Origin of the sequence: Paenibacillus rhizolycopersici (assembly GCF_014947195.2) — a bacterium.
GTDB lineage: Bacteria > Bacillota > Bacilli > Paenibacillales > Paenibacillaceae > Fontibacillus > Fontibacillus rhizolycopersici.
The window spans coordinates 80,383-93,670 of sequence record NZ_JADCNN020000012.1 but is presented as its reverse complement, the minus strand read 5'-3'; the positions used below and the strand labels follow the sequence as shown (position 1 = coordinate 93,670).

General features: G+C 52.7%; 10 protein-coding genes. 9 read left to right on the top strand and 1 reads right to left on the bottom strand.

Translation table 11 applies throughout. The features are described 5' to 3' along the window. Window positions 1-53 precede the first annotated feature (53 nt). The 9 genes from IM700_RS14365 (at window position 54) to IM700_RS14325 (ending at window position 12,507) form a co-directional block, all read left to right on the top strand. Window positions 54-227 (top strand): hypothetical protein, encoded by a 174-nt coding sequence (locus IM700_RS14365; protein WP_167521272.1) that lies wholly within the window; start codon window positions 54-56, stop codon window positions 225-227. Window positions 228-380: 153 nt separating this feature from the next. Beyond that, complete coding sequence (locus IM700_RS14360) at window positions 381-2,096, top strand: sensor histidine kinase (RefSeq protein ID WP_193417725.1); 1,716 nt, start codon at window positions 381-383, stop codon at window positions 2,094-2,096. Window positions 2,097-2,232: 136 nt separating this feature from the next. Next, the gene (locus IM700_RS14355) at window positions 2,233-3,807 is read left to right on the top strand and encodes a response regulator (protein ID WP_193417727.1); all 1,575 of its coding nucleotides are present in this window, start codon (window positions 2,233-2,235) and stop codon (window positions 3,805-3,807) included. 185 nt (window positions 3,808-3,992) lie between these two features. Beyond that, window positions 3,993-4,913, top strand: coding sequence for an ABC transporter permease (locus IM700_RS14350; RefSeq protein ID WP_193417729.1), 921 nt, complete (start codon window positions 3,993-3,995; stop codon window positions 4,911-4,913). Window positions 4,914-4,970: 57 nt separating this feature from the next. After that, window positions 4,971-5,906 carry a carbohydrate ABC transporter permease gene (locus tag IM700_RS14345; RefSeq protein ID WP_418888786.1) on the top strand — a complete coding sequence of 312 codons (936 nt, stop codon included), beginning with the start codon at window positions 4,971-4,973 and terminating at the stop codon, window positions 5,904-5,906. A 120-nt stretch (window positions 5,907-6,026) separates the two neighbouring features. Next, complete coding sequence (locus IM700_RS14340; protein WP_193417731.1) at window positions 6,027-7,613, top strand: ABC transporter substrate-binding protein; 1,587 nt, start codon at window positions 6,027-6,029, stop codon at window positions 7,611-7,613. 90 nt (window positions 7,614-7,703) lie between these two features. Continuing rightward, a complete protein-coding gene (locus IM700_RS14335) occupies window positions 7,704-9,776 on the top strand; it encodes a beta-galactosidase (RefSeq protein ID WP_193417733.1) in 2,073 nt (690 codons plus the stop codon). Between the two features lie 4 nt (window positions 9,777-9,780). Continuing rightward, window positions 9,781-10,821, top strand: coding sequence for a glycoside hydrolase family 53 protein (locus tag IM700_RS14330; protein ID WP_193417735.1), 1,041 nt, complete (start codon window positions 9,781-9,783; stop codon window positions 10,819-10,821). A gap of 216 nt (window positions 10,822-11,037) precedes the next feature. After that, window positions 11,038-12,507, top strand: coding sequence for a sensor histidine kinase (locus IM700_RS14325; protein ID WP_193417737.1), 1,470 nt, complete (start codon window positions 11,038-11,040; stop codon window positions 12,505-12,507). Here the strand turns inward: IM700_RS14325 and IM700_RS14320 are convergent. Then, complete coding sequence (locus IM700_RS14320; protein ID WP_193417739.1) at window positions 12,494-13,081, bottom strand: response regulator transcription factor; 588 nt, start codon at window positions 13,079-13,081, stop codon at window positions 12,494-12,496. The genes IM700_RS14325 and IM700_RS14320 overlap by 14 nt on opposite strands. Between the last annotated feature and the right edge of the window lie 207 nt (window positions 13,082-13,288).

Genomic DNA, 13,288 nt, shown 5'->3' with positions numbered 1-13,288 from the left:
GGGTGTTAACTAGAAAACCTATAAACAACTTGATACGGAAGGAGCAAAGCTGTATGGATGCTACTCTAGGAGCGGATGAAGTTGTCCGCCGAATCAAAAGGTTGCAGAGTGATGGGGTTTCGCTAAGCAAAAAGCAGGTCAAGCAAAACGATCCGGAGTTAATGCGCAACGCTTTGTTTTATTTTCCCAGCTGGGAACATGCCGTAAAGAACGCCGAGGTTTTATAAGGAACACCCTATAAACCAATTTGGGTTGGCCAAGAGTAGGCCATCGACCCAGATTGGTTATTTTTTTGCTGTTTATTTTCCGGACAAGGGCCGATATGATGAGTATGTGGTTTAGTGTAAGCGATTAAAAAGATGAGGAAGCCTGGCGATCCGATGAAAAAATACATTCCTTTCACTTACAAAATGTTGATTCCCTACTTGCTGCTTGTACTGTTGACGGACGCCATCATCGGCTACGTATCGTACACGATGCTGATCCAGTCCCGGACGGAGATGGCCGAGACGAACATCCGTACCGGCATGGAGCAGGCTCGGAACAACATCCGTTACCAGATGGACGAAATCCAGCGGATGTCGGACACTTTATTCAGCGATTTGGCTTTTCAGCGAGCGCTGCAGGCTAAAGGCGAACCCTATGACATTTATCTCGTGATGCTCGACGAGATTGTTCCGGAAATCACCGCTCCACTTAAGTTGTTTGGGAACGATATCCGGCTGATGCTCTATACGCTGAACAGCGAGCTCAACATCGTGTCGGGCGATAATTTGGAAGAGCCGATCAAGGACAGCGATTATTACATCCTGCCGTTTGAGGATATCAAGGATAGCGCCTGGTATAAAGAGTTCAAGGATTCCGAACGAGACAACATCTGGTTACAGATCGACACCGATCAGCGGCTCGGGAACATTTCCCACATCCGCCGGCTGGTTTCGTACAGCGGCAACATGACCGTGATCGGTTACGTTCGAATCACCGCTTCCCTAGATGACTTATTTGGCGACTTCTCTACCTTTCCCGTCGAGCAGGGAATCACCGTGCGGTTAATTGACGTTGCGTCGGACGGCACCCTGCTCTACCAACGGGGCAACGCTGAAATGGGGGCTCAGCATGACGACTATTTAAGCCTGCACGAACCGATTCCAGGCTCTGATTTTGTCATTGAAGCGCTGGTTCCAAAAGCGTACCTGACCAAAGATGCCGGCAGGCTGCAGCGCGTGATTATAACCGTATGCGGGATCAGCTTCATCGGCATGGCGTTTATCGGGTATATTGTGGCCCGGTTGTCCGGCCGGAAGATGAAGCGGATTGTTTGGCTCGTCCGCTCGTTTCAGGAAGGCAACTTTCAGAAGCGGATTCGCTTCTCGGGGAATGACGAATTCGTGCATATCGCCGACGCGTTTAACGTCATGGCCGCCAATATCCAGGGGCTGATCAACAGCGTGTACGTGCAGGGAATCCAGAAGAAACAGGCCGAGCTGGAGGCGCTTCAGGCTCAAATCAATCCGCATTTTCTGTATAATACGCTGTCGACGATCAGCAGCCTGGCCAACCTGGGCGAAACAGCCAAAGTGACGGACATGGTTCAGGGCCTATCGCGGTTTTACCGGCTGACTTTGAATCAAGGAAACGTATTTACGCCGCTGGAGAATGAATTGATGCAGGTGGAGACCTATCTGGACATTCAGCGGGTGAAATACGCCGGCGCTTTTTCCGTCTACATGGACGTAGATCCGGAGGTTCTGCAGGTGCAGGTGATGAAGCTCATCCTGCAGCCGTTCGTGGAAAATACGTTTAAACACGCCTGGTTTGGCGAATCCATCGCGATCGTCATTACGGGGAGACGGCAAGGCGATAACCTGGAACTGAAAGTGATCGACAACGGTATCGGCATGAAACCGGAAACGGTGCAGCGACTGCTTATCGGTCCGAGCCAATCCGGCGGATACGGGGTGAAGAACGTCAACGAACGGATCAAGCTCCGCTACGGCGACAAGTACGGGATTCGCATCGCCAGCATCTACGGCGGCGGGACGACGGTTCAAATCGTTCTTCCGGCGAACCCCGGAGAGCCTCCATCCATGGAATAACTTTGTAGAATCGGGCGATTCCAGACAGGAAATCGGTGAATTTGTATAGGTTTTCATTGCAAACCGCTATGTTCAGGGCAAAGAACGACAAGTATGCTCGAGTTAAGGAGCAAAAATACCAGAAGGAATGACGGCCATGAATATCAACGTATTACTTGTCGACGACGAGGCAGTGGATCTTGAGTGGCTGCGCCGCAGGGTGCTGGGCAGCGGATTGAATCTGCATGTGGCGGCTACAGCGAATAACGGCTTTAATGCGCTCAAAGCAATGGAGCAGGAGCGGATCGATCTGATTCTGTCCGATATCCGCATGCCGATTATGTCGGGAATCGAGTTCGCCCGAAAAGCCAAGGAGATTCACCCGGGGGTTAAAATTGTGTTCATCAGCGGCCATGAGGATTTTGAATACGCCAAAGAGGCGATCAAGATCAGCGCGTCGGGGTATTTGCTTAAGCCTGTAGAAGATCAGGAGCTCTATAAAATGCTTGGCGAGCTGTGCGCCGCGATCGAACTTGAACGGGATCAGGACCGCACGTTTACGGAGGCGCTTACGCTCGTGAATGAGGAGTTGCTGCTACGCTGGTTGAATGAAATTTCTCCCGAGCAGGTGGAGGGACATATTCGCGGATTTCTGCAAACGCTTTTCCAAACCGGTACGGCGGCGGCTCTCGTGGAGATCGACGATCTGGAGTGGAAGACCGGCGATTTGCCGGAGGAGGAACGGCGTAAGCAAATACAGAAGGTCATGGCGTTCATCCAGCATTTTACCAAGGAAATGAAGTTGGGCACGTTCATCGTCAGCCAACCGACACGGTTTGTCCTGCTCGCGTCCGTACCGGAAACGGCGTTTCTAGAACTGCTGGAGGAGTTAATTCGTGCGGTTCGGGGGATCTCCCCGTTCTCCGTGACGGTTGGGGTCGGAGGTTTCGCATGGGACGAAGAGGGGCTGCGAGCCTCCTATCGTCAGGCTCAGGCGGCGCTCAGCGCCAAATGGCTGGTCGGCAAGGATCGGCTGATTCGCGAAAGCCGGGTGCACCCGGGCGAAAGCCGCTTTGCCGGGGCTCGGACGGACGAGATCCTTGAACGGATGCTGAAGGCGATTTTGCAATATGACCTCGTCACGATCGACGACTGCTTGCTGGAGCTGTTCTACCAAGGTTCTCCGCTGGCCCAGAAGAACGATGTTTACGATTTGATCATCCGGATCACGACTCAGCTGCATGCCGATCTGCGCGAAATCAATGAGAACTTGTATGAGCTCTTGAAATGGGATTCGCACCAGCCGGTGCTGCTGTTCCAGTTCGAGACGATCCATGATATTACGTCCTGGCTGCGAAAGCGGTTCTTCGAATTGTCCGAGCTGTTGTACGTGAAGAAGCAGAAGCAGAAACGCAAGTTGATCCAGGAGATCATGGTGTATGTCGAAAATAATCTCGAGCAAAAAATGACGTTAAAGGATGTCGCTGCCCATTTCGATTTCACGCCCAACTATCTGGGATACTTGTTTAAGGAAGAAACCGGCCGTCATTTCACGGACTATCTCAACGAGCTCAAAACGAAACGCGTCTGCGAGTTGCTGACCGATCCGACGTTGAAAATTTACGAAATCGCCGAGCGGATGGGCTACAAGAACATCATTTACTTTAACCGGCAGTTTAAGCAGGCGACCGGGATGACGCCCGGGGAGTACCGGAAAACGAACAAAATATAAACATGTTCATCAAACTTCACCGACCTCGCCCTCGCCGGTATTTTGCGGAGGCAGGTTTTTTCTATTTCGGCAAACTTCGTCATCGTGGAATTTGTATTGGTTTTTGTTGTTTCGCTGAATCCCGGTCGAAAGCGCTCTCCACTATACTGAAGAATATAGAGACAACCAAGAGGGGAGTTCGAAACATGAAGCAAAGCGGATTTTGGAACGACGTAAAGAAATATAAAGTTCTGCTGCTCATGCTGACGCCGGCCGTCCTGTTCTTCCTGCTATTTGCCTATGTGCCGATGGCGGGGATCGTCCTGGCATTCAAACAATACAACTATACGGGCGGGGTGTTCGGAAGCCCGTGGAACGGGCTCGATAACTTCCGGTTTTTCTTCGATTCCGGAGATGCTTGGCGGGTAACTCGCAATACGGCTTTATATAATATCGCGTTTATCGTGGTTAATAACGTGGTTCAAATTTTTGCGGCGATTCTGCTGTTCGAGGTGGCCGGGAAATGGTTCCGCAAAATTACGCAGACGGTGATGTTCCTGCCGTACTTCATCTCCTGGGTTGTCGTTGGCGCGATCGCCTATAACCTGTTTAACTTCGATTACGGTACGATTAATGTCCTGCTGAACGCGATCGGGCTGGAATCGATCGACATTTACAACACGGCCGCCTATTGGCCGGTGATCCTCGTCGTGGTATCGGCATGGAAAACGCTTGGCTACGGGACGATCATGTACTTGGCAGCCATCACGAGCATTGATACCGAGATGTATGAAGCCGCCGAAATCGACGGCGCCAATGTATTCCAACGGATTCGCAAAATCACGATTCCGAACCTCTATCCGACGGTGATCATTTTAGTGCTGCTGGCCATCGGGAATATTTTCCGCGGGGATTTCGGAATGTTCTATAACATGGTTGGCAACAACGGCTTATTGTTCTCCTCGACCGATGTCATCGACACCTTCGTGTTCCGGATGCTCACGACCTCGAACGAGATCGGGATGTCCGCCGCGGCGGGATTTTACCAGTCCATTCTGGGCTTCGCGACCATTATGCTGGCGAACTATGCCGTACGCAAATACGACAAGGACCGCGCTTTGTTCTAGGTGTGTAAGAGCAATCGGATGAATCGACACGATTGAAACGAGTGGAGGTTAACGCTTATGAGTATTATGGCACCAAACTTGCAACCGGCCGCTAAGCCGGAGGCCCGTAAACGCAAATCGATGGACCGACTGCTGCTGCAGATAATTGGATATGTTGCACTCACTTTGCTGGCGGTTTTCTGTCTCTTTCCTTTCATCTTGGTCATTTCCTCTTCCCTGACGGAGGAGAGCAAAATCATCGAGAATGGGTTCCAACTCATCCCAACCGCGTTCTCGCTGGAAGCTTACGGCATCCTGTTCAAGTATCCGCAGGAAATGCTGAAGGCGTACGGCATCACGATTTCCGTCACTTTGCTGGGTACGCTGTTCGGGTTGTTCCTCACCTCGATGACGGCTTATGTACTGGCACGCAAGGATTTTAAATGGCGCAGCCACTTCTCGTTTTTCTTCTTCTTCACCACGCTGTTCAGTGGCGGGCTCGTGCCGTGGTACCTGCTGATTGTCAATTATCTCGATCTGAAGGATACGCTGATCGTGCTGATTCTGCCGATGCTGATGAACGTCTTCTACATTATCGTGATGAAATCGTTCATGAGCAGTATCCCGGAGGCGATCATTGAGTCGGCCAAAATCGACGGGGCGGGCGACTTCCAGATCTTCCTGCGATTTGTGATTCCCCTGTCGAAGCCGGCGCTGGCCACCATCGGGTTGTTTATCGCCTTGGGATACTGGAACGACTGGTATAATGCGCTCTTGTTTATCTCCAAATCCGACCTGATGCCGCTGCAGTACTACCTGTACCGCTTGCTGGGCAACATGGACGGGATGCGCAAGGCCATGATGGCGGCAGGGGCTGTCGTCTCCTCGGATATCCCGACGGAGAGCCTGAAGATGGCCATGACGATCGTAGCGACCGGCCCGATCATGATCGTGTATCCGTTCATCCAACGTTATTTCGTGCAAGGCTTAACGATTGGCGCCGTGAAAGGATGACCTCGGGGCAACCCGGTTATCACATAGAGGAGGCTCAAAAGAATCATACAAACCTGAATCTTTTGAACTCTCATTCATTCAAAGCTTTCATCTATCACAATTTTAGGGGGAACATCGGTCATGAAACTGAAAAAGAAAGCAACGTTTCTTGTGGCTATGGTACTGGCGTTGACGACCTTGCTGTCCGCTTGCGGCGGCGGGAACAATAACGCGGGTAGCGGCAACACCCCGGACGCAGCGGCTCCGAACAACGCGGCGACCAATACGGCAACAACGGAAGGCGCGGTCGACACGTCTCAGGAAGTCACGCTGAAGCTGTTGATGGTAGGCAGTAAGCCGACGGATTATGACGTCGTTTACGGCGAGCTCAACAAGCTGTTGAAAGAGAAAATCAACGCAACCGTCGAAACCGAGTTTCTCGATTGGGCCGACTGGACCCAGAAATATCCGTTGAAATTCGCAGCTAATGAGGATTTTGACATCGCTTACACCGCGAACTGGGCTTTCTATAACGACCAGGTGCTAAAGGGCGGTTTCCTGGAGTTGACGGACGAGATGCTGCAGAAGTACGCTCCTAAGACTTGGGAAGCGATGCCGCAAGCCTCTTGGGATCAATCCAAGGTGAACGGCAAGCAATATATGGTGCCGAACAACAACCAGGAAGTGACCGACAAGGTCGTATTGGTTCGCGAAGACCTGCGCAAGAAGTACAATCTGGATCCGGTCAATAGCCCGGAATCCTACGCAGCTTACCTGAAAGCGATTGGCGCGGGCGAGAAAGGAATCAGTCCTTTTGGCGCCAAACCGGCTGACGGATGGAAATGGCATGAGCTGGATCAGATTTTGCTGGAGCAGCAAAATGAATGGAACCTGGTAGACTATAACTTCCCGCTGGCTTACAAATTGGACGATGCAACGGGGAAAGTCTTCAACGTATACGATACGCCGGAATTCACTGAACTGGTTAAGTATTATAAGGATTTGGCCGATAACAACGGCTGGTCCAAGAACATCGTGAGCAACAAAAACGACGTCTTCCAAGACATCAAAGCAGGCAAAACTTCCTCTTATGCGCAAAACCTGGGGACCATTTCGAGCAACGTCGGCGAAATCCGCCGCGATAAGCCGGAAATGGAAGTTACCGTAGCGGACTTGACGCCGGACAAGAAGAAAATCGGGGCTATTTCCACGCAAAACGGGATGGCATTCCATGCGACTTCCAAAAATGTAGAACGTTCGCTGATGCTCATCGATTTGCTGCAAAACGATAAGGAAATCCACGACCTGACGATGTACGGCATCGCCGGCAAGCATTACGAGCCGATTGGCGATGACAAGTACAGCCCGGGACCAAGCTTCAACAACTACAACCTGTCGGGCTACTCCGTATGGGGCTGGAACTCGCTGCTGAACCGTACGGACTCTTCCTATCCGGAAGAAGGCAATCAAATGTTGGCCGACTGGCAGTCCAAAGTGTACCACTTCCCGCTGGAAACCTTCGTCTTTGACGATTCCAAAGTGAAGAATGAAGTGGCCAACGTAGGTAATGTCATGTTGCGTTACGCAATTCCGCTGGAGTACGGCCTGATCAAAGATCTGGAGAAGGGCCAAGCGGATCTGAACAAACAATTGCAAGCGGCTGGTTTGGATAAAATTCAACAAGAACTGCAAAGCCAAATCGACGCATTCCTTGCGACTCAAAAATAAGCAAGCCAGGGTGAAAGGAGGGGACGCCCGTCCCCTCCTTTTCCTTCATGATTACGCCGAATATAGATATGAAACGGAGAGGACGATTCCATGAGCACAAAACCGATGAAATTTCCGCCGATTAGCGACAAATTGCCGGTCTTCATGCACGGTGCCGACTACAACCCTGACCAATGGCAACACGATCCGCAGGTGCTGGCAGAGGATATCCGCTTGATGAAGCTGGCCCATTGCAATGTAATGGCCATCGGGATCTTCTCCTGGGCTTCGCTGGAGCCGGAAGAGGGCGTCTACCGGTTTGAGTGGCTGGACCGCGTACTGGACACGTTTGCCGAGAACGGCATTTACGCTTGGTTAGCTACGCCAAGCGGTGCCCGCCCGGCCTGGATGTCGGAGAAGTATCCGGAAGTGCTGCGTATCGAGAAGAACCGGGTTCGCAACCTCCACGGCATGCGTCATAACCACTGCTTTACCTCCCCGGTCTATCGGGAAAAAGTCACGAAAATGAATACCCGCTTGGCGGAGCGTTATTCCAATCATCCGGCGGTGGTCGGCTGGCATGTGTCCAACGAATACGGCGGGGAGTGCCACTGTGACTATTGCCAGGACGCCTTCCGCGATTGGCTTAAGCGGAAATACGGCTCGCTGGACGCGCTCAACCGTGCCTGGTGGACGAACTTCTGGAGTCACACGTACACGTCCTGGTCGCAAGTGGAGTCCCCGGCCCCGCATGGCGAAATGATGGTGCACGGTCAGAACCTCGACTGGCGCCGGTTCGTATCCGACCAGACGATCGATTTCTACAAGCATGAAATTGAACCGCTGAAGCGGATCAGTCCGGAACTGCCGTGCACCGTGAATATGATGGATCTGTTCTACGGGCTGGATTACCGAGAGTTCGCGAAAGCGGTGGACGTCATTTCCTGGGACGCCTACCCGATGTGGCATGAGGCCGATTCCGACGCCGGCGTGGGTTCCTGGTTTGCCTTTAACCATGACTTGTTCCGTTCGCTGAAGCAAAAGCCGTTTATGCTGATGGAGAGCACCCCGTCTCTCACGAACTGGCAGCCTGTCAGCAAGCTGAAGCGTCCGGGCATGCATAAGCTGTCCTCCCTGCAGGCGGTGGCACACGGTTCCGATACGGTGCAATATTTCCAATGGCGCAAAAGCCGCGGTTCCAGCGAGAAATTCCACGGCGCCGTGATCGACCATGTCGGCCATGAGCATACGCGCGTATTTGAGGATGTCGCATCGCTGGGCCAAACGCTTGCTGGCTTAACAGAGGTGCTGAGTACCACCGTTCCGGCGGAAGCGGCCATCCTGTTCGATTGGGATAACCGCTGGGCGATTAATGATTCGCAGGGACCTCGGAACAAGGGCCTCCATTATGAAGAGACCGTCATGCAGCAGTATCGCGCCTTGTGGGAGCTAGGCGTGCCGACGGACATCATCGGTTCATTTGACGACTTCAGCGGCTATAAGCTGTTGGTCGTACCGATGGCTTATCTGCTGCGGGAAGAAACCGGAGCCAAGATGGAGCAGTTCGTGAAGGACGGAGGAACCTTGTTTGTCACGTATTGGTCGGGCATCGTTGACGAGAACGACCTCTGTCATCTGACCGGATTCCCGGGGCCGCTGCGCAAGACGTTAGGCGTATGGGCGGAGGAAATCGACGGGCTGCATGACCATGACCGCAACGCCCTGATTCTGGGAGACGGGAATCCGCTAGGCCTCAGCGGTACGTATGAAATCCATGAGCTTTGCGAGCATATCCACGCGGAAGGCGCCAAGGTACTTGGCGTATATCGTGACGATTTCTACGCAGGGAAACCGGTCTTGACGGTCAACGAGCTGGGCCAAGGCAAAGCGTATTATTTGGCCGCCCGCGTTAGCGACCTGGCCTTCTACGAGGCGCTTTACGGCAAGCTCGTTCAGGATGCCGGCGTTCGCCGGGCACTGGATGCCGAATTGCCGGCGGGCGTGACCGCACAGCTGCGGACGGACGGTACGCACGAGTACGTCTTCGTGCAGAACTTCTCCGGCCGCGCCGCCCGCATAGAGCTGGATGGAAGAAGCTATACCGATGCCGAAACCGGCGTGACAGTTGGTAACGCAATCGAGCTGCCGGTCAACGGGATCGCGATTTTGAAGCGCGAGGTTTAAGGTGATGAAAAGGCCATTTATCAACGGGATGGATGTGTCGTTTCTGGACGAAATCGAAGTTGCCGGGGGGACGTTCGCAGAGGACGGAGCGAAGGAGGATTTGCTCGTCCTCCTAAAGCGCAGCGGAGTCAACTCGATCCGGCTGCGGATCTGGAACGAACCGCCCGGCGGGTTCTGCAATCTGGAACGGACGCTGCTCATGGCGAAACGGATCAAGGCGTTAGGGCTGCATTTTCTCCTGGATTTCCACTATTCCGACGGGTGGGCGGACCCTGCCAAGCAGTTCAAGCCGAAGGCGTGGGAGAAGCTTTCGTTTGACGAACTGGCTCATGCGGTGGGCGATTACACTACGCAGGTGCTGATTGCACTGCAAACGCAAGGAACGCTGCCGGACATGGTACAAATCGGCAATGAAATTACCCCCGGGATGCTGTGGGATGACGGCAAGGTGGACGGGGAATTCAATACGCCGGAGCAATGGGAGAAGTTTACCCGGTTGGTCAAAGCCGGCACCGCCGCTGCCAAAGCAGTCGATCCATCGATCAACGTCATGATTCATATTGACCGGGGCGGGGATTTGCCTGCCAGCGTGGCTTTCTATGAACGGTTCCAGGAGTACGGCGTTGCGTTCGATACAATCGGACTGTCATTTTACCCTTGGTGGCACGGGACGCTTGACGACCTGCGCGCCAATCTCGCCAAGCTGGCGACCGCGTTTGGCAAGGAGATCAACGTGGTCGAAACGGCGTATCCCTGGACATTACAGAAAGGGCCGATCCCCGAACCCATCGTCAACAGCAAAGAGCAGACCCATGCCGGTTATCCGGCTTCGCCGGAGGGCCAAGCCGCCTATCTGCGCGATTTTCTCCAGATTATTCGGGACATGCCGGGCGGATTGGGAACCGGATTCTACTGGTGGGAGCCGGCCTGGATTCCAGCCAAATCGGAGTGGTCCGTCGGGCACGACAATAACTGGGCCAACCTGACGTTGTTTGATTACGAGGGGCGTAGGCTGCCGGCGCTGGATGCGCTATTACCCGTCTAGCTTACAGTCCTAAGCGTTCCGGACTATAGGAGAGACTCATTCCTACTTGACTTGATGAGTAGAAATGAGTCTCTTTTTGCTATGCCGACAGGCCTAGTCGCTCATAAAAAAATAGCCAAAAGGATAGCAGGAATTATTTAATTTCATAGGGAATCCATTCAAGAATATAAAAATAATAGTAAATTTGTAACGTCAAGGCGAAGGAGTTTGCGGTTCATGAAAATCTTCTATATTCTGATGTTTTTATCCCTTTGGTCATTGGGCCTCGTCTTTTTGTTTCACCGCAGGAGAAGCCAACTATGGATTGCTTTAACGCTGCTGCTTGGCGGGGCCGCCAGCTACGCCTTCGCGATGCATCTGACCATTATGCCGGTCGTTCAAGGAGCCGAATGGCTGCCCGAAACGGTAAGTCGATGGCTTTATTTCTCCACCGTGGTGGCCATGAACATTCATTTCTATCTCCTTCCCTTTACGTTCTTCATGGGCGGAATATGGTTAAACGAATCGATGCGCCTTCGGTTGAAGCAGGGGCTGTCGATCATCGGTTTTGTTGGCGCGCTGGCCTTACTCCTCGCTCATCTGCGATTTGAACCCTGGAATACGTTTGAGGTGGAGCGATTTCGTTATTGGGACGGGATCTACGTGGTTCTGGGCTGCTACTTCTATTACCGCGCTTATGGCCGTGAAAAAGATGTGCAACTGCGGCGCGTCCGGAGAAGAATCCTGCTGTTTCCAGTCATTATGATCTGGGCGTATACCAGCGATTATCTTGGCTTCGAATCGTTAAAGCTGGGGTGGTGGAGCCTTGAATTGGAAAGCAACGGCATGTGGCATGGCAATGTGATCGTTATCTTGGGCGCCGTATCGCTCATCCTGTTCTATACGGTGCGTTACGGGTTTCTGGGCATTAAACTGCGCATCGAACGGGAACGTCTGGATTATTCCATTCGCACGCTGACGATGGGGGTATCGATTCTGAACCATACGATTAAGAACGAGATCCAGAAGATCGACTATTTGGCGGAAAAATGCGGTGTACTCCTCCAATCGGGACAGACCGGCAAAGCCGTCCATACGATTGAGCAGGTTCATGGGTTAACCCGCCATCTGCTGCATATGGTGAATCGGATAAAAGATAAAGCCGAAGATATCGTCCTTGATGAGGGGGAATACGAAGTTGTTTCGTTGATGGATTCCGTGATCCAGTCGGCGGCAACGCTGGTGGAGAATCGTCCGGTATCCTTGTCCGCCGAATACGGGGCTGAGGGTCGGTTGGTTTGCGATGCCGTTCATCTCAGCGAAACGCTGTCCAATCTGATTCGTAACGCTCTGGATGCCATGCCGTCCGGTGGGACGATCACCCTGCGTTCGACGGCCTCACGCCGAGATTTTCGGATCGAGGTCAGCGATACGGGGAACGGCATTCCCCAGGAGTATATGTCCAAGATTTTTGAACCTTTCTTTACGACGAAAAAAAACGCCTTGAACTACGGTCTGGGCTTATCCTATTGCTCAAGCGTTCTAAGCAAGCATGGAGGCAAGTTAACCGTCTCGAGCGAACCGGGAAAGGGGACAACGTTCATCCTGCACTTTCCGGCGATCCGCTATCGGCCGAGCAATCCATCCCGCAGGCTGAAGGCAACCAGCAAGCTGCGCGCTTGGGCCGATCGGGCTAATCCATCTTGAAATGAGTCAGTTTATTCTTAATGCTGCGCAGCTGGGATTTAATCGTATTGGTCGATTTGTGTAATCGTTCGGAAATTTCCCGTTTACTAAGGCCGTTCTGGCGCAGGTCGAACACCTCGCGTTCCGTTGCCGATAACTCCATCAGCTGCATCTCGCTGCGCATAATCCCTGCGGCGTCCGAATGGATGGAGGCGCGTCCGATCTGGGCTTCGCGGATCGCTTGCAGGATATCTTGATAACTCGCCTTATTGATGTAATTGATGGCGCCGAGGCGGAACGATTTCATGATGACTTCCGCTTCCGTGATGGAGGTCAACATAATGATCTTTACCGAATCCTGCAAGGGAAGCCGCAATATCCGCTCCGCTGCTTCAAGGCCGTCCAGCTGGTTACCCGTCAAATTGATGTCCATCAGCACCACGTCGATCTTCCGTCGACCTGCGGCTTCAAGCGCTTCTTCCTTTGTGGCCGCCACGGCAACCACCTCAATGTCTGGCTCATCGCTTAAATCCGCACTGATATGATCCCTCCAGAAGGGATCGTCTTCCACCAGCATGACACGGATCGGCTCCATTTCCCAGCCTCCTCTTACAGAAGTTTACAAGTAAGTCCAGTATAACAAACGATCGTTTCCCCGCAACAGGATGATTTATCTTCACCCCCAGGTGAAGAAATTTCATCCTATTCGGCGTGTCGAGGAACCCCCTATAATCCGTAATGCGGCCGAATGGTCAGCTGAAGTGATCACAAAGCGAAGAAACGGGGGATGAGTTTATAAAAG